Origin of the sequence: Duganella rhizosphaerae (assembly GCF_040364205.1) — a bacterium.
Classification (GTDB): domain Bacteria; phylum Pseudomonadota; class Gammaproteobacteria; order Burkholderiales; family Burkholderiaceae_D; genus Rugamonas; species Rugamonas rhizosphaerae.
Window position 1 is genome coordinate 418,418 of record NZ_BPWK01000001.1, and the last position, 23,032, is coordinate 441,449.

At 65.3% G+C, this 23,032-nt stretch carries 21 protein-coding genes and 1 tRNA gene; 4 read left to right on the forward strand and 18 right to left on the reverse strand.

The window, feature by feature from the left end; translation table 11 throughout:
* Window positions 1–31 precede the first annotated feature (31 nt).
* Genes RUGAMON1_RS01910 through msrB form a run of 4 tightly spaced genes read right to left on the reverse strand, consistent with a single transcriptional unit; the run spans window position 32 to window position 4,212 of the window.
* A complete protein-coding gene (locus RUGAMON1_RS01910) occupies window positions 32–1,081 on the reverse strand; it encodes an ABC transporter substrate-binding protein (RefSeq protein WP_445228895.1) in 1,050 nt (349 codons plus the stop codon).
* A 47-nt stretch (window positions 1,082–1,128) separates the two neighbouring features.
* A complete protein-coding gene (gene msrA / locus RUGAMON1_RS01915) occupies window positions 1,129–1,842 on the reverse strand; it encodes a peptide-methionine (S)-S-oxide reductase MsrA (RefSeq protein WP_445228896.1) in 714 nt (237 codons plus the stop codon).
* A gap of 15 nt (window positions 1,843–1,857) precedes the next feature.
* Window positions 1,858–3,702, reverse strand: a complete 1,845-nt coding sequence (locus RUGAMON1_RS01920; protein WP_445228897.1) for a cytochrome c biogenesis protein DipZ — start codon at window positions 3,700–3,702, stop codon at window positions 1,858–1,860.
* A gap of 15 nt (window positions 3,703–3,717) precedes the next feature.
* Window positions 3,718–4,212: a peptide-methionine (R)-S-oxide reductase MsrB gene (gene msrB / locus RUGAMON1_RS01925; protein ID WP_445228898.1), complete on the reverse strand. Its 495-nt coding sequence runs from the start codon at window positions 4,210–4,212 to the stop codon at window positions 3,718–3,720.
* A 151-nt stretch (window positions 4,213–4,363) separates the two neighbouring features.
* Between msrB and RUGAMON1_RS01930 the strand changes: the two genes are divergently transcribed.
* Together RUGAMON1_RS01930 and RUGAMON1_RS01935 are read left to right on the forward strand one after the other, a co-directional pair.
* Window positions 4,364–5,080, forward strand: coding sequence for a response regulator transcription factor (locus RUGAMON1_RS01930; RefSeq protein ID WP_445228899.1), 717 nt, complete (start codon window positions 4,364–4,366; stop codon window positions 5,078–5,080).
* Window positions 5,077–6,576 carry a sensor histidine kinase gene (locus tag RUGAMON1_RS01935; RefSeq protein ID WP_445228900.1) on the forward strand — a complete coding sequence of 500 codons (1,500 nt, stop codon included), beginning with the start codon at window positions 5,077–5,079 and terminating at the stop codon, window positions 6,574–6,576. Before RUGAMON1_RS01930 ends, RUGAMON1_RS01935 begins: the two co-directional genes overlap by 4 nt.
* On the opposite strand, the gene RUGAMON1_RS01940 is transcribed toward RUGAMON1_RS01935, so the two are convergent.
* Window positions 6,573–7,376 (reverse strand): AraC family transcriptional regulator, encoded by an 804-nt coding sequence (locus RUGAMON1_RS01940; protein WP_445228901.1) that lies wholly within the window; start codon window positions 7,374–7,376, stop codon window positions 6,573–6,575. The two genes, RUGAMON1_RS01935 and RUGAMON1_RS01940, sit on opposite strands and share 4 nt — an antisense overlap.
* A 62-nt stretch (window positions 7,377–7,438) precedes the next feature.
* On the opposite strand from RUGAMON1_RS01940, the gene RUGAMON1_RS01945 reads away from it, so the two are divergent.
* On the forward strand, window positions 7,439–8,644 hold the full coding sequence (locus RUGAMON1_RS01945) for an MFS transporter (protein ID WP_445228902.1): 1,206 nt from the start codon (window positions 7,439–7,441) through the stop codon (window positions 8,642–8,644).
* A 5-nt stretch (window positions 8,645–8,649) separates the two neighbouring features.
* On the opposite strand, the gene dbpA is transcribed toward RUGAMON1_RS01945, so the two are convergent.
* The 10 genes from dbpA to RUGAMON1_RS01995 all read right to left on the reverse strand — a co-directional run bounded on the left by dbpA (window position 8,650) and on the right by RUGAMON1_RS01995 (window position 16,424).
* Window positions 8,650–10,068: an ATP-dependent RNA helicase DbpA gene (gene dbpA / locus RUGAMON1_RS01950; RefSeq protein ID WP_445228903.1), complete on the reverse strand. Its 1,419-nt coding sequence runs from the start codon at window positions 10,066–10,068 to the stop codon at window positions 8,650–8,652.
* 73 nt (window positions 10,069–10,141) lie between these two features.
* Complete coding sequence (locus RUGAMON1_RS01955) at window positions 10,142–10,366, reverse strand: hypothetical protein (protein WP_008449983.1); 225 nt, start codon at window positions 10,364–10,366, stop codon at window positions 10,142–10,144.
* Window positions 10,367–10,444: 78 nt separating this feature from the next.
* On the reverse strand, window positions 10,445–12,109 hold the full coding sequence (locus tag RUGAMON1_RS01960) for an acid phosphatase (protein ID WP_445228904.1): 1,665 nt from the start codon (window positions 12,107–12,109) through the stop codon (window positions 10,445–10,447).
* A 149-nt stretch (window positions 12,110–12,258) separates the two neighbouring features.
* A tRNA-Met gene (locus RUGAMON1_RS01965) sits at window positions 12,259–12,335 on the reverse strand.
* 107 nt (window positions 12,336–12,442) lie between these two features.
* Window positions 12,443–12,661, reverse strand: coding sequence for a hypothetical protein (locus tag RUGAMON1_RS01970; protein ID WP_445228905.1), 219 nt, complete (start codon window positions 12,659–12,661; stop codon window positions 12,443–12,445).
* Window positions 12,662–12,771: 110 nt separating this feature from the next.
* The gene (locus RUGAMON1_RS01975; protein ID WP_445228906.1) at window positions 12,772–13,179 is read right to left on the reverse strand and encodes a hypothetical protein; all 408 of its coding nucleotides are present in this window, start codon (window positions 13,177–13,179) and stop codon (window positions 12,772–12,774) included.
* 91 nt (window positions 13,180–13,270) lie between these two features.
* Window positions 13,271–14,440 (reverse strand): methyltransferase, encoded by a 1,170-nt coding sequence (locus RUGAMON1_RS01980; protein WP_445228907.1) that lies wholly within the window; start codon window positions 14,438–14,440, stop codon window positions 13,271–13,273.
* A 105-nt stretch (window positions 14,441–14,545) separates the two neighbouring features.
* Window positions 14,546–15,481: a hypothetical protein gene (locus RUGAMON1_RS01985; protein ID WP_445228908.1), complete on the reverse strand. Its 936-nt coding sequence runs from the start codon at window positions 15,479–15,481 to the stop codon at window positions 14,546–14,548.
* A 77-nt stretch (window positions 15,482–15,558) separates the two neighbouring features.
* The gene (locus tag RUGAMON1_RS01990) at window positions 15,559–15,768 is read right to left on the reverse strand and encodes a hypothetical protein (RefSeq protein WP_008449977.1); all 210 of its coding nucleotides are present in this window, start codon (window positions 15,766–15,768) and stop codon (window positions 15,559–15,561) included.
* Between the two features lie 41 nt (window positions 15,769–15,809).
* Window positions 15,810–16,424: a putative metalloprotease CJM1_0395 family protein gene (locus RUGAMON1_RS01995; protein WP_445228909.1), complete on the reverse strand. Its 615-nt coding sequence runs from the start codon at window positions 16,422–16,424 to the stop codon at window positions 15,810–15,812.
* 147 nt (window positions 16,425–16,571) lie between these two features.
* On the opposite strand from RUGAMON1_RS01995, the gene RUGAMON1_RS02000 reads away from it, so the two are divergent.
* Window positions 16,572–16,727, forward strand: a complete 156-nt coding sequence (locus RUGAMON1_RS02000) for a hypothetical protein (RefSeq protein WP_199538385.1) — start codon at window positions 16,572–16,574, stop codon at window positions 16,725–16,727.
* Window positions 16,728–16,731: 4 nt separating this feature from the next.
* Here RUGAMON1_RS02000 and RUGAMON1_RS02005 read toward each other — a convergent pair whose 3' ends face one another.
* The 3 genes from RUGAMON1_RS02005 to RUGAMON1_RS02015 all read right to left on the reverse strand — a co-directional run bounded on the left by RUGAMON1_RS02005 (window position 16,732) and on the right by RUGAMON1_RS02015 (window position 22,966).
* Complete coding sequence (locus RUGAMON1_RS02005) at window positions 16,732–17,853, reverse strand: serine hydrolase domain-containing protein (RefSeq protein WP_445228910.1); 1,122 nt, start codon at window positions 17,851–17,853, stop codon at window positions 16,732–16,734.
* A 62-nt stretch (window positions 17,854–17,915) separates the two neighbouring features.
* Complete coding sequence (locus RUGAMON1_RS02010) at window positions 17,916–21,722, reverse strand: AAA family ATPase (RefSeq protein WP_445228911.1); 3,807 nt, start codon at window positions 21,720–21,722, stop codon at window positions 17,916–17,918.
* Window positions 21,719–22,966 carry an exonuclease SbcCD subunit D C-terminal domain-containing protein gene (locus RUGAMON1_RS02015; protein WP_445228912.1) on the reverse strand — a complete coding sequence of 416 codons (1,248 nt, stop codon included), beginning with the start codon at window positions 22,964–22,966 and terminating at the stop codon, window positions 21,719–21,721. The genes RUGAMON1_RS02010 and RUGAMON1_RS02015 overlap by 4 nt, the downstream gene beginning before the upstream one ends.
* Between the last annotated feature and the right edge of the window lie 66 nt (window positions 22,967–23,032).

The window sequence follows — 23,032 nt, forward strand, 5'->3', positions numbered from 1 at the left end:
GCGTTCGCCAGTAAGGCTATCCTCAACTTGCTCATATGTTGATGGCGACCGGCTTGATGGCCTTGACGAAGCTCTCGTCCACATAGGACTCGTAGGCGATGGGGTGCTTGATGGTGCCGGCCTCGATCGACAGCTGCATCAATTCGTCGAACTCGGCGCGTATCATGCGCAGGTCGCCGTAGGTCACGCGGTCGGCCGGATTCTGCATCACGAAGCGCAGGATGTTCGGATCCTGGTTGAAGTACTTGCGGCCGGCGGCGATGGTGACCGCCTTCTCGCGGCTGACCGGGGTGGAATCGAGCCAGGTTCCGGCGGCCTGCACGTAGTTGACCAGCTCCTGTACCAGCGGGCGGTTTTCCTTGATCAGTTCTTCGCGCACCGTCAGCACGCAGCAGATGTAGTTGCGCCACTCGTCGCGGGTCATCGCCAGCGGACGGGCATAGCCGGCGCGCTGCGCGGCGGCGCCGAAAGGCTCGCCGGTGCAGTAGCCATCGACCGCCTTGGCGTACAGCGCGGCCGGCATGTCCGGCGGCGCCATCTCGACGATCTCGATATCCTTGGGCGTCATCTTCTCGCGCGCCAGCATTTTGCGCAGGAACAGGAAGTCCACCGCGAAGCGGCTTGGTATGGCGATGCGCTTGCCGCGCAGGTCGGCGAATTTTTTATAGGCCGAATCGGTGCGCACCATGATGACGGCGCCTGAACGGTGGCCCAGCGAGACGATCTTGACCGGGATGCGCTTGTCGGCCAGGTCCATCACCAACGGCGCCAGCATGTAGGCGGCCTGGATGCGGCCCGTCATCAGCGATTCCTTGACCTCGGGCCAGCCATTGTATTTGCTGTACTCGAAGCCGCGTGGCAGGGCGCCCGGCTTGCCGATAGCGGCGGCCTTCGCCATGCAGGCAACCGGCAGCGTCAGATTGCAGGTGACGGGCAGGCCGCCGACCTGGATGGGCGCGTCGGCCGCGCGTGCGCTGGACGGCAAAATCAGCGGCAGCGCGGGCGCGGCGGCGGACAGCAAGCCGCCCAGTAGCCGGCGCCGCAGCGGTGAATCGGGGGTGGGATCGTCTCTGGTGTCCATGGCGCCTGGCCGTATAGTATTTTGCTGTAATTGTACTACAGCCCGTACTACAGCCCTTTACGGACCAGCACCGGATCGGCGCGATACACATCAGGCGCGATACGTTTCAGGTTCTCGACCTTCGGCAAGTCGTTGAAGGCGATGTACGGATGGCTGGGGTGCAGCGTCAGGAAGTTCTGGTGGTAGGTTTCGGCCGGATAGAAGGCCTTGTTCATTTCGATCCTGGTCGCCAGCGGCTTCCTGAACACGTGCGAGGCATCCAGCTGGGCGATGTACTTTTCCGCCACGCTGCGCTGCACCGGCGATTGCGGGAAGATCGCCGAACGGTATTGGGTGCCGCTGTCCGGCCCCTGGCGATTTAATTCCGTCGGATTGTGCGCCACCGAGAAGAAGATTTGCAGCAGCTTGCCGTAGCTGACCTGCGCCGGATCGTAGGTGATCTTCACGCTCTCCGCGTGGCCGGTGTCGCCGCCGCTGACGGCGTCGTAGTTGGCGCTGCGGCTGTCGCCGCCGGCATAGCCGGAGACGGCGTTGCTGACGCCCTTCACGTGCTGGAACACGCCCTGCACGCCCCAGAAGCAACCGCCGGCGAAGATGGCGGTGGCCGTGTGTTCGGCGCCGGCCGGTTCATCGACCGCCGGCGGTGCGATCACCACCGCGACTTCCGCCGATTCCGCCGGCTGCTGCCACAACGCCACGCCGAAGATGGCCGCGCCGACCAGCGCCGCTGGGCCGCCCCAATTTTTCAGGATACTGTTCATGATGTGCTCTCCGTTTCAACCAAAGGTAAAGGCGTAGGCTTGCACGCCGGGATCGAGGAATTCAATGCTGAAGGTGCGGTCGGCGACGCTGCCGGACTGCCGCACCAGCTGATACAAACGCTGGCCGGTGATGGTGCCGCTGCCATCGGCGCCGACATCGGTGCCGTGGCTGGTGCCCGGCGCGGCGCCGTCTATCGTCACGCGGAAGCGCACCGGTTTGCCGTCCTTGCCGGGGCCCAGCACCAGGTGCAGGTCGCGCGCATGGAAGCGGTAGACGATGCGGCCCATGCCCTGGCTCAGCGTGACCTGGTCCGGCTGCGACAGCCAGTTGCCGGCCAGGCCCCATTGATTCAGCGCCGGTTGCGATGGGACGGTGTAGCTGCGCGCCTTGTCCGTCGCCTGGCCTTCCGGCGATGCGAAGTTCCGTGCGCGCTCGTAGCCCAGGTAGGTCTCCGGCGAGGCGACTTGGCCCATGTCGGCGGCCTGCTGCACGCCCTTGGCGTCTTCCGCGCTGACCACCGTGTTGGCGACGTCCTTGTGGCCCGCTTCCTCCAGCAGTTGCTGGATCACCTGCTCGGACTGGGCGTATTCGCCTTCGCCGAAATGGTGGTGACGGATCTGGCCCTTGGCGTCGATGAAGTAGTGCGCAGGCCAGTACTGGTTGCCGAAAGCGCGCCAGATGGCGTAGTCGTTATCGACGGCGACAGGGTAGGTGATGCCGAGGTCCTTGATTGCCTTGCGGACGTTGCCGACATCGCGTTCGAAGGCGAATTCGGGAGCGTGCACGCCGATCACCACCAGGCCCTGGTCGCGATATTTTTCCGCCCACGCTTTCACGTAAGGCATGGTGCGCAGGCAGTTGATGCACGAGTAGGTCCAGAAGTCGACCAGCACCACTTTGCCTTTCAGCTGGGCTGCGGTCAGCGGCGCGGAGTTGAGCCAGTCGACGGCGCCGGTCAGCGGCGGCAGTTTGCCTTCCACCGGAAGTGCGTCGTCGGCAGGCGCCGCGCCATGCATGGCCATCATGGCCGGGCCTTTGCCGGTCATCGCGGTGCGCGACATCATCGCGCCGCCGGCCATCATGGCGCCCGAGCCGCGCATTGCGTCGCCCTGCGGATCGCGCGGCGACAGTTTATCGATCAGCTTCTGCTCCAGCCCCGCCGTCGCCACGGTCGACACTCGCGTCAACAGTCCGGTATCGAGCCCGCTGGCAATCGCCGCCACGCCGCCGAGCATGGCCACGCCCAAGCCGCGCCGTATCCATTCGCCCGCGCCCAATGAGCGCTTCATCGCACTGAAGACCTTACCGCCGATGAGCAGCGCCAACGCCAGCGAAGTCGCCGCGCCCGCCGCATAGGCCAACAGCAGCAGCGTCGTCCCGGCACTAGCGCCGTTCAGCGCCGCGCCGGTCAGCACCAGACCGAGTACCGGACCTGCGCAGGGCGCCCACAGCAGACCAGTCGCAATCCCGAGCAGGAACGATGCTCGCGCCCCCGACCATGCGCTGTCCGTCGTCGCATCGGAGGCCTGCGCCTTGTTGGACAGCTTATCGCCCAGCGCCACCAGCGGCTTGGTCAGGCGATCCGCCAGATGGGGCAGCATCAAGGTCAAACCGAAGAAAGCCATCAGCGCCATCGCCAGCCAGCGTCCATACTGGTTGGCCTGCACCACCCAACCGCCGCCGACGGCCGCCAGCGTCGCCACCAGCGCAAAAGTCAGCGCCATCCCGGCCAACATCGGCAGGCCGCTGCGCACGAACGGCTGCCCCGTGCGGGCAAACACAAACGGCAGCACCGGCAAAATACAAGGGCTGAGTATCGTCAGCGCCCCGCCCAGATAAGCAAGAAGTATCAACAACATGATGTTCAACCTCCGTCAGGCCGCGCCGGGCGTGAAAGTCAGCGCCAGGCCGTCGATGCAATAACGCAGGCCGGTCGGTTCCGGGCCGTCGTCGAACACATCGCCCAGATGCCCGCCACAGCGGCGGCACTGCACCTCCGCCCCACGGAAACCCAGCGACGTCGTGCGGCTGGTGTAGACGCCGCGTTCCAGCGGCTTCCAGAAACTGGGCCAGCCTGTGCCGCTGTCGAACTTGGTCGCGGACGAGAACAGAGGATTCTGGCAACCGGCGCAGGAGAATTTACCGGCCCGATGCTCCTTGTAGAGCGGGCTGCTGAACGGACGCTCCGTGCCGCCGCGCCGCAAGATCTCGTACTGCGCGGGCGAGAGCAGGGCGCGCCATTCGGCGTCCGTGTGGGTTACTTCCCAGGCCGGAGCCGGCGCGGCATGGACGGCGCGCCATTTTAAAGCTGCGGCGCCTGCCATCAGGGCGGCGCCGCTAGTGAGGAGAAATTTGCGTCTGGAAGTCATATGAACTCCATAAAGTGGAATGTCGATGCAGCCATTGTGGCCGGGAAGGGCTGGCAAAATCCTCACGTAAACTTCAATTAAATGTGATACTTTCCAAGGCAGGAATCCCGCACAATGGCGGCACCCAGACTTTTACCCGGCCCGACTGACTATGGATTTACCAAAACGCGTCCTGATCGTTGAGGATGATATGCCCATCGCCGACCTGCTGCGCCTGCATTTGCAGGACGAGGGCTATCAGGTCACCCACTGCGCCGACGGCAACCAGGGCCTGGCCCAGCTGCGCACCGGCGGCTGGGATGCGCTGATCCTCGACCTGATGCTGCCCGGCGTGGATGGGCTGGAGATCTGCCGCCAGGCGCGTGCCATGGCGACCTATACGCCCATCATCATCACCAGTGCCCGTTCCAGCGAAGTGCACCGCATCCTCGGCCTGGAGCTGGGCGCGGACGATTACCTGGTCAAGCCGTTCTCGGTGCTGGAGCTGGTGGCCCGCGTCAAGGCGCTGCTGCGCCGTGCCGACGCCATGGCCCGCAACCAGCGCAATGAATCCGGCGCGTTGGAGCTGAACGGTGTGCGCCTCGATCCGCTGACCCGGCAAGCCCAGGTCGAGGGCCGCCCGCTGGACCTGACGCCGCGTGAATTCGACCTGTTGTACTTCTTCGTCAAGCATCCCGAAAAAGTGTTCTCGCGTCTGGACCTGCTCAACCAGGTGTGGGGCTACCAGCACGACGGCTACGAACACACGGTCAACACCCACATCAACCGCCTGCGCGCCAAGATCGAAGCCGATCCCGCCGACCCGGCCCGCATCCTGACTGTGTGGGGCAAGGGCTACCGCTTTGCCAACGGCGGACCGGCGGCATGAACCTGAGCTTATCGCAGCGGCTGTCGCTGGTGTTCTCGGTGCTGCTGCTGGCTTGCTGCGGCGCTTCCGCGTGGTTGCAGATCCGCGCCAACATCATGCATGAGAAGGAAGTGGTGCAGGGCCTGTCGCGCGGACTGGCCCGCAGCATCGCGCTCGACGCGCAACTGATGCATGCGAACAGCGATCCCGCTCCTGCGCCCGGCGTGCCGGCCAGTGTGGGCCTCGGTCCCGAAACGGTGCGCCGCCTGTTCGGGCAGCTGATGGTGGTCAATCCCAATGTCGAAGTCTACCTGCTGGACATGGACGGCCGCATCGTCGGCCACGCGGCGCCGGCCGGCCACCTGAAGCGCGACCATGTGGATCTTGAGCCGATCCGCCGCCTGCTGGACAACCAGCCCTTGCCGATCCAGGGCGACGACCCGCGCAGCGGCACTGGCCGCAAGGTGTTCAGCGCGGCCGTGCTGCGCATGGATGAGCGCAAGGTCGGCTACATCTACGTCATCCTGCAAAGCGAGGAGCATGACCGCCTCGCCGCCCGCGCCACCGCCAGCTCGGTGCTGCGCACGACCTTGTGGTCGATGGCGATCGTGGCTTTGCTAGGCCTGCTGGCCGGCCTGGTTGCCTTCCGCCTGATCACGCGTCCGTTGCATCGCTTGGCCGCGAACATGCGCCAGCTCGACACCAAGGCCGAACAACTGGTGCTGCCGCCGCCCAATGCCGGCGGGCGGCGCGACGAGATCGCGATCCTGGAGCGCACCTACGGCGAGATGGCCGAGCGCATCAACGAACAATGGCAGACCATGCGCCAGCTGGATCACGAGCGCCGTGAAGTGGTGGCGAACATCTCGCACGATCTGCGCACGCCGCTTGGCTCGCTGCACGGCTATCTGGAGACCTTGTCGCTGAAGGACGAAACGCTGGACGCGGCGGGCCGCCAGCATTACCTGGGCATTGCGCTGGCGCAGAGCCGCAAGGTGGGGCGCCTGGCGCAGGCCTTGTTCGAACTGGCGCGCCTGGAGCATGGCGCGGTGGCGCCGGAGATCGAAGCCTTCTCGCTCAGCGATCTGATACAGGACGTGTTCCAGAAATTCGAACTGCGCGCCGAGGAAAAGCAGCTGCACCTCAACGCCGTGCTGCCGCATCCGGCGCCGATGGTGCGTGCGGACTTGGGCATGATCGAGCGCGTGCTGACCAATTTGTTCGATAACGCGATCCGCCATACGCCGGCCGGTGGCACCGTGGAAATCACGGTGGAGCCGGATGTGCAATTGCCGGGCCACGTCCACGTCACCGTCAGCGATACGGGGCCGGGCATCCCGGCGGATATGGAGGAGGTGCTGTTCCGCCGCCCGTTCGCGCTGCGCGGCGAACACCGGGAAGGGGGCTTGGGGTTGCTGATCGTCAGCCGCATCCTGCAACTGCACGACAGCACTATCGAATTGGTCCGCGTTCCGCAGCGCGGCGCTGTGTTCCGCTTTGCGTTGGCGGCGGCTTAAGCCTGCTGCAGCGGCGCGCGCCAGCCGTTCAGATAATGCTGCGGCGTCTTGCCGAGTATGCGACGGAACATCGCGCTGAACGCGCTCGGACTGGCGTAGCCCAGCGCCGCCGCAATCTCGCCCACGCTGTCGCCGCGCGCCAGCCGGCCGAACGCCTCGGCCAGATGCACCTGCTGCACCCACTGGCGGTAATGCAGCCCGGTCTCTTTTGGGAACAGGCGTATCAAAGTGCGCGCGCTGGCGCCGGCTTCGGCGGCCCAGTCCTCGATGGTGCGCGGGCTGCCCGGATCGTCCACGATGGCTTCGCACACGGCCAGCAGGCGCCGGTCGCGCGGCCAGGGGATCGCGATCGGCACCGTCTCCGCCGCCGCCAGCTCGGACAGGATCAGCATCGCCAGATGTTCGCCGCGCCCGGGCAGCGGATATTCGATCGGCTCATCCAGCAGCGACAGTATCAGCTCGCGCAGCAGCGGGCTGACTTCGATCACGCGGCAGCTGTCGCCGAAAGCCTGCGCCGTTTTGGCCTCGATGTAGATGGTCCGCATCGTCACGCGGCTCAGCGAGGTCCATTGATGCACCACGCCGGGCGGGATGAACAGCGCGCGGCGCGGCGGCAGTATCCACACGCCGAAGTCGGTCTTCACCTTCATCAGACCTTCGGTGGCATACAGCAGCTGCGCGCGTTCATGACTGTGCGGGACCACTGACACACCGTGCATCTCGTCGCGCGCCATCGCCGTGACCACGCGTGGCACGCGCTGGTAATCGCGATGATCGCTGCTGCGTTTGAGAGCCTTCATTTGTCACTTATTCGACGAAAAATGGAATATATCGGGTTTTTGACCATATTACACTGGCTGGCATGAATACTTCCACACTTGCTCCCGCCAGTCGCCCCCACGGCGACACCGTTATCTCCATCCTTGGTGCAGTCGCCCTGGTCCATCTGCTGAACGACCTGACGCAGGCGATGCTGCCGTCGATTTATCCGATGCTGAAAGCGCAGTTCGGCCTGACGTTCGCGCAGGTCGGCCTGATCACGCTGACCTTCCAGTGCACCGCCTCGCTGCTGCAACCGTGGATAGGCCTGTACACCGACCGTCGCCCGCTGCCGTTCCTGCTGCCGCTGGGGATGGTCGCCACGCTGATCGGTGTGCTGATGATGTCCGTCGCCGCCAGCTTCCCGGCCTTGCTGGTGGCCGCTGCGCTGATCGGCGTCGGTTCCTCGACCTTCCACCCGGAGGCTTCGCGCGTGGCGCGCATCGCCTCGGGTGGGCGGTTCGGTTTTGCGCAGTCGCTGTTCCAGGTTGGCGGCAATGTCGGCTCGGCGCTTGGGCCTTTGCTGGCTGCGGCCATCATCATCGGCCGCGGGCAGGCCAATATCGCCTGGTTCGCGTTGTTGGTGATGGCGGCGATTGTGGTGCTGGTGCGCGTCGGCCGCTGGCATAGCGCGCACCTGGCCGGCCTGCCGCGCAAAACCACATCGCATGCCGTGTCGCCTTTATCCAAAGGCCGTGTTTATGGCGCGCTGACGGTGCTGGCGCTTCTGGTCTTCTCCAAGTACGTCTACATGTCCAGCTTGAGCAGCTACTACACCTTTTACCTGATCGATAAATTCGGCCTGTCGGTTTCGTCGGCGCAGCTGTATCTGTTCCTGTTTTTGGCGGCGGTGGCGGCGGGCACCTTCATGGGCGGGCCGATCGGCGACCGCATCGGCCGCAAGCGCGTGATCTGGATATCCATCCTCGGCGCCGCGCCGTTCACACTGATGCTGCCTTACGTCGGCCTGGCCTGGACGGCCGTGCTGTCGGTGGTGATTGGCTTCGTGATCTCGTCGGCGTTTTCCGCCATCGTCGTGTTCGCGCAGGAGCTCATGCCGGGCAAGGTCGGCATGATTGCGGGGATCTTCTTTGGATTGATGTTTGGCGTGAGCGGCATCGGCGCCGCCGCCATGGGGCATGTCGCCGACGTGGCCGGCATCGCCTATGTGTACAAACTGTGTTCGTTCCTGCCGCTGCTGGGCATCCTGACGGTGCTGCTGCCGCATATCGAGCAGCCGCACCGCTAAACCACTCAGGATTCGATGAAGCGCATCTTGAAGTTGCGGCCTTTGATGGCGCCGAAATCGCCGCCCAGCGGGTTGTTCTTGCTGAGGCGCTCGAACGCATCGTAGGCCACGCGGCGATCGATCGCCACGTAGGTCTGGAACTCGAATACGTTGATCTTGCCGACTTGTTCTTTCGAGAGGCCGGCGTCGCCGGTCAGTGCGCCCAGCAGGTCGCCCGGACGCAGCTTGTCCTTCTTGCCGCCCGAGATCACCAGCGTCATCATCGGCGCTGGATCGACGCCGTATTCGTTGTCGTCCAGGCTTTTCAGGTCGAACCATTCGACCGGCGCCTTCTGGTATTCCTCGATCAGCTTGACCCACTTCTTCTCGTTCGGCGCGCACAGCGACAAGGCCAGGCCTTGTTCGGCGCCACGGCCGGTGCGGCCGATGCGGTGGATGTGCACTTCGGTGTCCTTCGACACGTCGACGTTGATCACCGCTTCTAGGTTGGGGATGTCCAGGCCGCGCGCGGCGACGTCGGTGGCTACCAGCACGGAGCAGCTGCGGTTGGAGAACAGCACCAGGATTTCGTCGCGCTCCTTCTGTTCCAGTTCGCCGTACAGCGCCATGGCGGAGAAGCCCTTCGCTTGCAGCTCTTCCACCAGCTCGCGGCACTGCACCTTGGTGTTGCAGAAGGCGATGGCCGATACCGGCTTGTAGTGGCCCAGCAGGCGCGCCACGGCGGAGGTGCGCTCGTCGAAGCCGATCTCGAAGAACAGCTGTTCGATCTGGCTGTTGTCGTGCTGCGCTTCGACCGTCACTTCAACCGGATCGACCAGGAAGGAATCGGTGGCGCGGCGGATGTCGTCCGGATAGGTGGCCGAGAACAGCAAGGTCTGGCGACGCTTCGGGCAGGCGCTGACGATGCCGGCGATTTCGTCGTAGAAGCCCATGTCGGTCATGCGGTCCGCTTCGTCCAGCACCAGCGTTTCGACTTTCGACAGATCCAGCGTGGCGCGGCCCAGGTGGTCGCGCACGCGGCCCGGCGTGCCGACCACGATGTGGGCGCCATGCTCCAGCGAGGCGATCTGCGGACGCATCGGCGAGCCGCCGGTCAGAACCAGCACCTTGACGTTACCGGTGGCGCGCGCCAGGCGGCGCAGCTCATTGGCCACCTGGTCGGCCAGTTCGCGGGTAGGGCACAGCACCAGCGCCTGCACGGCGAACCAGGCGGGATTGAGCTTGGCCAGGATGCCGATGCCGAAGGCGGCGGTCTTGCCGCTGCCGGTCTTGGCCTGGGCGATCAGGTCGCGGCCTTCCAGCACCGACGGCAGGCTTTGCGCCTGGATCGTGGTCATCTCCTTGTAGCCGAGCGATTCGAGATTGTCCAGGAGGGCGGTGGTCAGCGGCAGGCTGGAAAACGCGGTGGAGGCGGTGGATGTCATGGTGTCAGACCTGTTCAAAAAGGACGTGGTCACAGTCTAACAGGCTCGCTGACGCTGTGATAATCGGGTTGTTTTAGTTTGGCGCCCACACCGGCAAGCCGGTGAGGTCCAGGTTTTCGTCGCGCACCCAGACCGGCAATCCGGAGGTGTCGGTCGGTTCCAGCAGTTCCAGTTGCACTTGCTTGAGGGTGGCGCGCTTGCCGCGTGGCGGCGGCGGACGCTTTGCTTCCGGTTCGAGCGGCGCGGCCGGGCTGAAGCCGGGCAGGTCGAACGTAGCGTTATCTTTTTTATCTCTCATCTGAAAAAAAACAAAAGCCCGGCTGCAGCAGTCGGGCTCAGTGTAAGTTAGGGGCGAAGTGTAACACAAAGCCCAAACTCAACGGAAGCTCAGCGCTCCCGTCAGGTCGCCCGGTGGCAGCGCGTTGCGGGCGGCGAAGGCGTCGTTGCGCAGCTTCAGGCCTTCCAGCAGCGGCAGGCCGTGCAGGCGGGTGATGAAGCGCATGATCGAGGTGGTGTCGTAGAAGCTGTGGTCGACCTGGCCTTTTTTCGCGTACGGCGAGACCACGATGGCCGGAATGCGCGAGCCCGGGCCCCAGCGGTCGCCTTTGGGGGGCGCCACGTTGTCCCACCAGCCGCCGTTTTCGTCGAAGGTGATCACGATGACCATGTCCTTCCACTGCGGGGACTTCTTCAGGTGCTCGATCACGTTGGCGATGTGGGCGTCGCCCGACTCGATGTCCGAGTAGCCGGCGTGCAGGTTCAGGTTACCTTGCGGTTTGTAGAAGGTCACCGCAGGCAGCTTGCCGGCGATGGCGTCGGCCAGGAATTTGTTCGAGATCGGGCTGTCGCCCAGGCCACCGTCGCGCAAGTGTTCCGCTCGCGCGGCGGTGCCGGGCGCGAACTGCTTGAAGTAGTTGAACGGCTGGTGGTGGTACTGGAAGTTGGGTTTCTCGCCGCCGCCGCGCGCGTCGAGCGCCGCCTGCCACGCGCCGCCGTACCACGCCCAGCTGACCTTCTTGGCCGACAGCAGGTCGCCGATGGTGTCGTAGGTTTGCGGCGGCAGGGTGCCGGCATCCTTCGGATCGGCCAGCAGCGGATCGCCGTCGAAGGCGGGGCGGATGTAGCTCGGCTGGTAAGGCGGGGCCATGGTGTTGACCGCGTAGCCGTCCGGCGTGATGGCGCCGTTGTTGGTGTAGATGGGATGACCATCCATCGCCGAGGCCGGGCTGTCCTTGGTGACGGACAGGCGCATGCCGGTCGGGCCGTCGTCCAGCACCGCGATTTTCTTTTTCGCGGCGGTGTCCTTGGCGTTGAAGTATTCGGGCGTGCGGCCGGAGATCAGGAACTGGTGGTTCAGGTAGGAGCCGCCGAAGGCCGCCATGAAGAAGTTATCGCACAGCGTGTACTGTTCGGCGATCTTCCACAGGCCGAGGTTTTTGCTGGTCTCGCCGTAGTAGCCCATGACCATGCCGCCGGTGTTGCCCCAGGCCGCGAAGCCGTCGTTCTTGCCGCCGTTGATCTGCATCTGGTTCTGGTAGAACAGGTGCCACAGGTCGCGCGTGATGACGGCTTCCGGCAGCGGCTTGCCTTCGGTGTCGACCAGTTTGAACGGGCCGTTCGGCAGGTTCTTGATGTCGTCTTCCTTCAGCACGTATTTTTTGCCGCCGATATCCTGAGTGTTGGGCACCATGCCGCCCCAGACTTTCGGCAGCGTTGGCAGCACGGAGCCGTCGAAGTCGCGCTGCTGGCAGGCGGCTGCGGTGGCGGCCGACAAAGGCGCGGCGGTGCCGGGGAAGTTGGCGAACAGGTTGTTGAAGCTGCGGTTTTCCAGGTAGATCACCACCACGTTCTTGACGTGCGCTTGCAGCTTGGCGTCCAGCGATCCTTTGACGGCGGCCGGTTTGGCGGTGGCGGCTTCGCTGACGGCGGGCAGGGAGGCTGCCATGCCGGTAGCGGCTGCGGCCTGGAAGATGCGGCGGCGCGATGGACTGGCGGGAGCATCCTGCTCCTGCTGAGCTGAAACCTGAACTTGATCCTTCACACGCGTCTCCCTGGGTAACCAAAAAGAGCAATTGTGACAGTTTTATGACGGCTTGGGTATATCGGGGATAAGGCTGCACGCCAAGGGAATCGGCGCCGTAAACAGAAAAAGCCGTTGATTCCTGAAAGAAATCAACGGCTTATCGAATCTGGTTGCGGGGACAGGATTTGAACCTGTGACCTTCGGGTTATGAGCCCGACGAGCTGCCAGACTGCTCCACCCCGCGTCTGAGGCCCGAATTATACATAGGCCTTTTGCGTTCCGCAAGGGGTAAAATAAGAGCCACTTATATTTTGCAAGATTTTTTAAGTGGAGCTTATGTTTATCGCATCATTACGGGGACTTGTCGATGTCTGCATGGGTTCCGCAATCTCTCAAATATGCACAGCCGCCTTCAAAGGTGAAGTTCGCCTTGTAAGCGTCGTTGCTGGTGAGGTGAACCGTGTAGACGTTGACTTTTTTCGTCGGGTCCAGCACCGAGGTAACTTGCCTGTTGGTTAGCGTGTGCAGGTGCAGCTTAGCCGGAGGGGCGTCGATGTCGATCAGAACCATTTCACCGAGGGCGCGCCTTGCCTCCTTCTCGATGTCCGGTTTAAGCCGCTGAAAACTGCTTTTAAACCGAGGGAGGTCACAGTTGAGCGTTCGGATAAGTCTCTCCGAGCTCATCTCTCGGACTCAATCCGGTCCAATAGCTGATTTACTTCCTCTGCCGTGCTTGCTACATACCCGGGTTTGCGGGGAGAGAACGGTATGTCGTGCTCGCCAAGTTCCCACTGCAGATTGGTGGCGGAGGCATAGGCGGCTCTCGCAGCTTCCCTGGGGAGCGGCAAGACAGTTCGGTTGTAGATTTCTTGAATAATTTGCTTGGCCAGTGTCAGCGCATCGTCGATTTTGAAGTCGAGGTCGAGAGCGTCTTCGGCTTCGCCGGAGTGAATGCGCGAAAGTGTGGCGTCAAAATACTCCTGCATTTGACTCAACCGCCTCGACAACTCCGCAAAATTATCGGATTTTGTCTCCTGAAGTTGCTCCAGGAGGCGGCGTATCGCTTGAAGGATTTCAACTGTCTGCATGAGTGGTCCCGCTTTGCAGGGAAAGTCTGCTCTGGATATTAAACAGAGTCAAACGCCACTCAATACAAGTCTGATCTGGCGCAAAGCGGTTTTACACGGCAGCCAGACGCCACAGCGACGTCACCTCGGCGGCGCGGGCGGCGTGCAGCGGATCGGTGGCGTCGGTGGCGCGCGGGTGGGTAGGGCGCACGTCGTGGCGGTCGATGACTTTCAGGCCGGCGGCGGCGATCCATTCCATCAGATCTACACGCGGACGCAGGCCCAGGTGCTCGGCCAGGTCCGACAGGATCAGCCAGCCCTCGCCACCCGGCGTCAGATGGGCCGACAGGCCGGCCAGGAAACCGCGCAGCATGCGGCTGTCCGGATCGTAGACCGCGTATTCAATCGGCGAACTCGGACGCGCCGGCACCCACGGCGGATTACACACCACCAGCGGCGCCCGGCCTTCCGGGAACAGATCCGCCTCCAGCAGCTCGACCTGGCCGTCCAGATCCAGCCGCGCCAGGTTCTCGCGCGCGCAGCTCAGCGCCCGCTGGTCCTGGTCGGTGGCGATCACGCGCGCCACGCCGCGCTTGGCCAGCACCGCCGCCAGCACGCCGGTACCGGCGCCGATGTCGTAAGCCAGCTTGACGCCGGCCGGCAGCGGCGTATTCGCCACCAGTTCCACATACTCTCCGCGCACCGGCGAGAACACGCCGTAGTGCGGGTGGATGCGCGCGTCCAGCGCCGGGATCTCGACGCCGGTGCGGCGCCATTCGTGCGCGCCGATCACGCCCAGCAGCTCGCGCAGCGAGGCCACGAACGGTTCCTCGAAGCGGCCGTAAGCCTCGTTGCAGGCCAGCTGCACGTCCGGCGCGCGGCGCAGCGGGATGGCGTAGGCGGCGTCGAAAGGAATCAGCAGCATGGCCAACGTGCGCGCGCGTTGCGATTGCGCCTGGCGGTGCAGGTGGAACGCTTCGGTCGGGGTGGCGGGCACTTTGGCCGGCTTGGCTTTCTTGGCCGGCTTGGCCTTGTGGTCGGCGCGGCGCGCCAGCGCCTGCAGCAGCTGGCGGGCGTTCTGGAAGTCGCCGCGCCACAGCAGCGCCGTGCCTTCGCAGGCCAGGCGGTAGGCCACGTCGGCGTTGGTGCGGTCGTCGGCGATGACGACGCGCTTCGGTGGCGGCATGCCGGCTTCGGAGCGCCAGCGCGCGGCGCACTGCACGCCGTTCTCCTCCCAGTGGATCTGTTGCGGCGTAGGGGAGGCGGTGGTTTGTGCGGACATGTCGGGGCAATCGGTAGGTGTAATAAGCGGAAGCACAAAAAACGCCGGGGATGGTGTCCATCCCTGTCGGCGTTTTGGTGTTGAGGCGCTTATTATACTTGGCGCTTAGCTGGTGGCGTCTTTGGCGGTGGTCGAGATCGGATCGTCGGCCGGCGCTGGCTGTGCGCTGACGCCTGCCGGACCCACCTTGATGGGCTCCGGTGCGGCCTGCGTGTCGGTGGCGTCGGCCGTCGGTTTGGCCTTGTCGGCGGCGGTCGGCGCGCTGTAGGTGTTGGTGTCTTTGCTGTTGACCAGGCTGAGAAGACGCAGCGACAGGTTGCGTAGCGTGTTGCGGTCGATGCCGTTGCTGGCCTGGCTCGGCGAGCTGTCGCCGGTCGACAGCGCCGAGTGCAGGTCGCGGCCGATCAACTGGAACAGGTCGGCCAGCGTGCCCGGGAAGTCGATGTTCGGCACCTGCACCGACGGCAGGTTGTCGGTGCTGGCGCCGTTGGCGGCCACCGGTTTCTTGCTGTCGGCGTCGCTGCTTGGCTTGCTGGCGTTGGTGCTGGTGCTGTTGCCGGTGCTCTGGCTGGCGGCGCCGCTCAGCTCAGCGTCGTACTGCACTTCCACTTCGAAATCGAACTTGCGGCCATCGGCGGTGGTGATCGTGCCCTTGCCGACGAAGTGCGAGCTGTCGGTCAGGTCGAAAGCGGCGGCGTCGCTGCTGCCGTTCGGCCCCGAGCTATGCTGCACGCCCACGCCGAAACTGGACGAGGTGTCCAGGCTGGCCGAGTCGAAACTGATGGTCGCACCCTTGCCTGCGTCGCCGAACAGCGATGTGGCGAACTTATTGACGAAATCCTGCGCGAAATCGACCGTCGCATTGCCGACCGAGGCCACATGCTGCGCCAGCGCGTCGTTGGACAGCGACGCCGGCGAAGAATTAGCCGCTTTCACTGGCGTGGCGGCGGTCGCGCCGGTCGTCTTGCCGTCATTGCGGGTGTTGGCGCCGTAGAGGGACGCTGGCAAAGCGCGGGGGCCGAGGGCAGGTAGGATAGACATGGCAGGTTCCAGCGGATTTCGTTTGATAGTACTTCTATAACGGTCCCGCTGGCGATTTCTTGAGGCCTGCGCAAAGATTAATGATGGTGGGTCCAGCCTTCCGGCGCCGCCAGGTAGGAAGCGACGGCGTCTTTCTGGCCGATGGCGTGGTGTTTGACTTCGCCGCAGGCGCAAATTCCCAGGTAGGGCTGGATGTGCGAGCAGGCCGATACCTTTTGCAGGCGGACTTGCACGGCTTTGGCGCATTTGGCGCATTTGAAGGTCAGGGTGCGTGGTGCTTTTAACATGGTTGCTCTTTGTTGGACTGGCAAAGGCGGGATTTTATCACTCACGCATAGATATCCAGCTTGGGCGGCACCAGCGGCGGCGTTTCGTAGGTGCGCCGGACTTTGGCGGCATCGTCCGATCCCTGTCCGTGGACCTTTGCCGCCGCCTGTTCCACCTGCTGCGTCGCCAGTTCGGCGCGGGCTTGCAGTTCCAGTTGCGCCGCCTGGGCCGCCACCGCGCGGTCGGCGCCGGAGGGATCGGCCGGCGCCAGAGCCGCCGCCTGTATCGTGTGGGCCCGTTCAATGGTCTCTTGTGGCGTGCGGCCGGGCGAGGTATCGATTTGCACCTCGCCGCCGATGGCGTAATCGACCCCGTTCGGTCCGCGCTGGTAGGTGTAGGTGGCGCCGGAAGTGGCCAGGCCGCCGGCGGTGGCCAGGTGCGCCTGCTCGTGCTGGCGCACTTCGGTGTCGCGGGTTTTCAGCTGGGCGACCAGGGCCAGCGCCTCCGGCGTCAGGTTGGTGACGGAGTCGCTACCGGAAAAATTGGTGTTCGGGGATGAGCTGGTCGAGGCGGAAGCCGGACCGGCGGGCGTGACCGACGACGTCACCTGCACCGGCGGCGTCGCGCGCGCCGGCGGCTGGCTGGCGGAACTCGGTGATATGGCGCCTGTGCTCATGATGGTGCGCATTGCCTCCTGCTCGTCTGAATGATAGCAAATCTGTAGCAAATGGTTGCAAATTAGCGGTGGCCCACCGGTCAACTGGCGCGGCGCGCCCGCGTTGAAGGTCTACAGGGGATCATCTTCCACCAAAGAGGCAAGACCATGGACCAAAAGAAGCAACCGAGCAAAGAATCTGTGCGGCAGTGGTTGCAGACGCAAATCGCGGAACGGCGCCCGCCGCCGGACGCCCAGCAAATCCGCCGCGAGCTGGGGTGGGAGATGCTCAAGCTGGAGCGAAAGGAGCGCCGCGAACGCTAGGATCCTACTCGCTGACGGTGGCGATCAGCGTGTGCAGCAACTGGTTGACCTTCGCCCCCATCGCATCGGAGCCGTAGTCGCCGGCGGTGATGACCACCGTCAGGTCCAGCTCCGGCACGATGAAGATGCGCTGGCCGCCGTTGCCGAAGGCGGCGCTCCACGGCGTGCGGTGGCCGTGCCAGGCCGCCGTGCCGTCCCACCACTGGTAGCCGTAATGCAGCTCGTCCGGCTGGTTGCCCGGACTCCTGAAGCCGACGCTCAGGCGCGGCTTCAGCGATTCGGCCACCCATTCCTCGGCCACGATCTGGCGGCCGTTCCAGCGGCCGTGGTTCAGCATCAGCCGTCCCAGCTTGGCCATGTCGCGCGGACGCAGGCGCAGTCCCGCGAACGGCGCCGGCCGGCCGCGCAAGTCGGTCACCCATTCCCACTGCAGGATGCCCAGCGGTTCGAACAAGTCCTTGCGGGCCACCTCGATCCACGGCTGGCCGCTGACGCGGCTGACGATGTCGGCCAGGATGGTGGTGCCGCCGCCGTTGTAATTCCATACGGTGCCCGGCGGCGTGATGATGGGGCGCTCCAGCACGTAGCGCAGCTGGTCGGTTTTCCAGAACAGCCGCAGCTCGTTGTTGGGCTGCGCGCCTTCGTCCCACTTCCAGCCGCCGCTCATGGTCAGCAGGTGTTCGAGGTTGACGGCGTTCAGCAGCGGTGACCGCAAATCCTGGTATTCGGGGTAGTAGTCCAGCACCGGCGTGGTGAGCGCGCCGATTTTACCGCGCTGCTTCTCGATGCCGACCAGCAGGCTGATGACGCTCTTGCCGATCGAGCGCACGTCGTGCAGCGTGTCCGGCCCGAATTGGACGGTCGGCGCGAACGGCGGCCACACGCCCAGCCCGCGCCGGATCGAATGGTCCTTGCCGGTGCGGTACATCTCCGCAACCAGCTTGCCGTGGCGTTCAATCACGATGCCATGGATATTGTCCTTGCCCTGGGCCAGCGCGGTCAGCGTGACGCACAGCGCGTTGGCGTTGAAGCCCGATGCTTCGGGCGCCGCGAGTTCCCAGCCATCGCCTTGCGCGAATGGCGCGGCGCAAGGCGCGGCATGCGCCGGCGGCAGTACGGTCGACAAGCAAAAACACAGACAAAGCAACAATTTCATGAGCCGGCCTGAATTAACAATAAAACACCATTCTACTGCACTGTGACCGCGCTTTTGCCGCCTGCCGAAGGTTGTACCAATATTTTTACCGCGATCCGTTCCGTCATTTCCTGCACGTGCGAGATGACGCCGACCTTGCGGCCCATCGCCTGCAGGCCGTCCAGCGCATCCATCGCCACGCGCAAGGTTTCCGCATCCAGGCTGCCGAAGCCTTCGTCGATGAACAGCGACTCGACGCGCACGCGGTTGGACGACAGCGAGGCCAGTCCCAGCGCCAGCGCCAGCGACACCAGGAACGATTCGCCGCCGGACAGCGAATGCACCGAACGCATCTCGCCGCCCATGTCCTGGTCGCGCACCAGCAGGGCCAGCGAGGGGCTGGCCGGGTTGTCGATGCGTTCCAGCTGGTAGCGGCGCGCCAGGTGGTTCAGGTGGGCGTTGGCGTAACCCAGCAGGACGTCCAGCGTGAATTGCTGGGCGTAGTTGCGGAACTTCTTGCCGTCGGCCGATCCTATCAGGTCGTTCATGCGCGCCCAGCGCTGTTCGACCGCTTCCTGCTGCTCGATCTCGGCCAGCATGGCCTGCGATTGCTGGCGCTTGGCGTCGTCCTGCGCCAGCGCCAGTTGCAGGGCGGTGGCGTGGTCGTGGGCTGTCTTGCGTTCGACCGCCAGCTCGTTCAGCGCGGCGGCCAGCAGCGCGATCGGCGTTTGTTCGTCCGCCGGCTCCCGCTCCGGTGGCGCGGACAATTGGTGTTGCTGGCGCTGGCGCTGGCGTTCATTGAGCACGGTGGCGGCGTGGTCGGCCGCGCGGTCGATGGCTTGCAGGGCGGCGCGTTCGGCGTCGACTTCCTCGGCGGAGTGGGCCAGCAGCGCGTGCAGGTGCTCCAGGTCGCGCAGGCCGGCATCGGGCTGGCGCTGCTGGAATGCGGTGATCCAGTCGGACAGCCTGGCCGCCGCCAATGCCGACGCTTCGTGCAGCGCCGCCAGCCGTTGCGCGGCCTGGGCCAGTGCTTCGTCCGCGCGGGCGCGGGCGTGTGCCGCCTGCTGTGCAGCGGTTTGCAGACCGGCCAGGCGCTCCCTGGCGGTGTCGATGGCGGCGATGAGCGCCGTTTCGACATCACGCACTTCCTTGCCGCCCCACAGCGCCATGCGTTGCTGCTGCATGTCCTTGAGCGCGGTGTCGGCGCTGCTGTAGATAACACGGGCGTTGACGGCGTCCAGGCCGGCCTTGGCCTGTGCTTCGGCGAGCGCCTTCACCTCCACGTCGACGGTGGCGATGGCGGCGGCGCGTTCGTCATAGGCGGCGCGCTGCGCCAGCCATTGCCGGCTCTCGGCCTGGCGGGCTTCGTAGAATCGGGCGGGGCCGGCCTTCCAGTCGTCTTTCCACTCGTCGCTCGGGATGTCGCCGCCGCTGAAGGCCGGATCCAGGTCGGCGAGCAGGGCGCTCAGCGTCAAGGCGACTTCGATGCGCTGGTCGTCCAGCGCCTTGTGTTCCGTATTCGATTGCGCCAGCGCGGTCTGGGCGTGCGAGGCGGCGCTCTGCAAACGCGTGTGCTCGGCCGCCGCCAGGTCGTAGGCGGTTTGCGCCTGGTCGCGAGCGATGCGGGCCCCACGCAGGGCGTGCTCCTGCCGCTCGATGGCTTGCAGCGCGTCGCGCACCAGTTCCAACTGGGCGACGAACCAGCCGGTGCGCTCAGACTCCGGCGGCAGCGATGCCGCAAGCTGCGACGCGGCCTCGCCTTGGTCCGCGGCGTGCAGGTGGCTGTGCCACGCGGCGGAGACGCGCTCCAGCGCCTGCGCCACGGTGCGGCCTTCGCTGGCCAGCGCGTTCAGTTGCTCAAGGCTGGCCTGCTCGGTGGCCCGTTGCGCCGCCTGCTGGTTGACATTGGCCTCCATCTGCTGGCGGCAGCGGGTGACTTCCGCCTGGAACTCGGCCAGCATGTCGTGCAGGCCGTCGTTATCGTGGCGATACGGATGCTGGTTCGATCCGCATACCGGGCAAGGCGTATCGTCTTCCAGCGCGGCGCGCAGCGATTCCACGTTCCTGGCGCAGGCGGCTTCCGCCAGCTTCAGCGAACGTTCCGCCTGCGAGAAGGCGGCCAGGATGCCGACGCCTTCCTGCTGCGCCGCCTTCAGCTGGATCTCGGCCGCTTCCACCGCCTGCCGCAGCTGCGCGGACTGCGCCTGGATATGCGCATGCCGCGATTGTCGCGCATCGAGTTCGATCCAGATTTTTTCCGCCGACGCCAACTGATCGCGGCGCCGTTCCAGGTCGTGGCGCGATGTCTGCAACTGCTCGGCCGGAAAGGCCGCCAGTGCACGCGCCGCTTCCTGCCGTTGCGCTTCCAATGTTTGCAGGGCGACGCTGGAGGCGGCCAGCTTGGCGCTGGCGTCAGCCTCGTCCTCGCGGTGCGCCTTGGCGTTGCGTTGCACGCGGGCCAGCGCGCCGCTCAGCTTCTCGGCTTGCGCGGCGGCTTGGCCGGCCTGCACGAACAGCACATCCCAGCGCTCCCACGACTGCGCCATCGTCTGCCATTGCTTATGCTGCGCCAGCCAGGCGACGCCCGCTTCATGCTGCGCGCCCAAGCGCTTGCGCTCGTCCTGACGTTTTTGCAGCGCCGACCTGGCGATGGCGTCCGCCTGATCGGCCTTTTCGCATACTGCGGCGGCTTGGCGGTAAGCGGGCAGCATGGCTTCGATGCGGGCGTCGAGCGCCTTGGCCTGGTCCAGCTGCGGCGCGGCGGCGCGTTGAGCGGCTTCCGATTCCTGCACTTGCGATGCGGCCTGGCCTTGCGCCGCCGTGGCGCGCTCCAATGCCTGCGCCGCCAGTGCAGCATCTTGCGTACTGGCGGCGATGGCCGCTTGCGTGGCGGCGATGTCGGCGGCGATGCGCTCGATCTCGGCGGCCAGCGGACGCGCCGCTTGCACGGCGCCGATGCGCGCCAGTGCGGTGCGGCGCGGCGCCGATGCTTCCACTTCGGCGACGGCGGCCTGGCAGGCCTGCTGCGCTGTCTGTTCGTCTTCGGCCAGTTTCTCGGCCTGCTTGTGCCAGCGCAGTTCCTGTTCCAGTTCTGCTTTGCGCTGTTCCAGCATCTGCAGCTCGGCGGCGGCTGTCGCGCTGTGCGCTTCCAGCTCGCCGCGTTGTTCCGCGCTCAAGGGCTTCTGGTCGGCCAGGCGGGCGCTCAGCCTTTGCAGCGCGGCCTGTTCCAGCTTGGCGCGTTCGAACGCCCGCATCGAGATCTCGCTATAGACGGTGCTGCCGGTCAGGGTCTCCAGCAGCTCGCCGCGTTCATTGTCCTCGGACTTGAGGAAGGCGGAGAACTCGTTCTGCGCCAGCAGCACGGCGCGCGTGAACTGCTCGAACGACAGGCCGATGCGTTTCTCGATTTCCACCTTGACTTCGGTCTTGGTGCCGCCGATGGCTTGCAGCGACGGCAGCAGGTGCAGCGTCATGGCGGTCGGCTGCAGCGCGCCTTCGGCCTTGGTACGCGAGCGACGCACGCTCCAGCGGGCGCGGTACGAGGCGCCGTCGTTGCCGACGAAATCCACTTCCGCGTAACCCTCGGCCGTGCCGCGACGCAGCAGCGTGCGCGTGTCCTGCGTGGAGATGGTCTCCGCGCCGACGTCGGTCAGGTAGCTGCGGCCGGCGACTTTCAACAGGCGCGGCGTGGCGTCGTACAGCGCCAGGCAGAGCGCGTCGAGCAGGGTGCTTTTGCCGGCGCCGGTCGGGCCGCTGATGGCGAACAGGCCGGTCGACGCCAGCGGCTCCTGCTCGAAGTCCACGCCGAATTCGCCCGCCAGCGACGCCAGGTTCTTACCGCCGATTTTCAGGATTCTCATGGCTGCCCCGGCGTCAACATCAGTTCCGCGAAGGCGCTCAACTGGTCGGTCGGCGCATCGTTGTCGAACCTTTGCCGGTACAGCTGGCGGAAGATATCGTCCGGCTTGAGCTGTTCCAGCTGGTCCAGCGTCATCACCTCGTCGTCGATGGAGGTGCTGCGCGCCGCGCTGGAGGTCTCGATCTTGGCCAGCCGCACCGGCTTGCCGTCCAGCGCCGCCTCGATGCGCGCGCGCAGGCCCGGCTCCGGCGCATCCAGCCGCACCCGCACCTCCAGGAAGGGCTGCTGCTCCGGTTCCGCCGGTTGCGCATCCGGCACATCCAGCGCCGCCAGTTCCTCCAGCACCTGCGCCAGCGGCGCCGGTTTGGCGGGAATACGCAGCAGCTGCACTGCGCGCGGCACCATCAGCGGTGCGATCTCGCGCACCTCGCCGCCGTCGATGTCGATGCGCAGGATCTGGTGCTGATAGCCCACCTCCGCAAACGACAACGGAATCGGGCTGCCGCAATAACGGATGTGCTGCTGCTTGCCGACGCTCTGCGCCAGGTGCAAATGCCCCAGCGCGGCGTAGACGATGGCCGGGTCGAAGATCCCCGCCGGCAGCATCTCGGTGCCGCCGATGACGATGCGGCGCTCCGAATCGTTGGACATCTGGCCATCGACCATGTGGCAATGGCCCATGGCCAGTATCGCCTGGCCTGGCTGGCGCCTGGACAGCGCCAGTTCCAGCGCCTGTTTGTAGAGCAGGGCGATGCCGGCCAGGTAAGGATCTGCGCCTTCCTCGGTCGCCACGCGCGGCACGTCGCCGGGACGCAGGAAGGGCACGGCCAGGCACCAGGCTTCCACCGCGCCGCCACGGCCGGTCAGCGGCAGCACCAGTTGTTCCAGGTCGATCTCGCCGTCCGCCTTGAGCTGCACGCTGCCGACCACCCGCGTGCCGTGCGCTTCCAGCAGCGGTCCGGGCGCCTCCAGCCGTCCCGGCGAATCGTGGTTGCCGGCGATGACCACCAGGTTCAGGTGCGGCACGCGCTCCCTGGCCTGCTGCAAAAATCGATACAGCTGCTTCTGCGACGCGGCCGAGGGATTGGCGTTGTCGAAGATGTCGCCGGCGATCAGCAGCGCGTCGGCCTGTTCGGCGGCGACGGTGTCGAGCAGCCAGTCCAGGAAGCGCTGGTGCTCGTAGCTACGCTCGAAATTATGCAGGGATTGGCCGAGATGCCAGTCGGAGGTGTGCAGCAGACGCATGAAGATGTGTAATCAAAACAGCCGGGAAGCGCACAATATAGCGCAAGATGGCGCCGGATGAGTTGA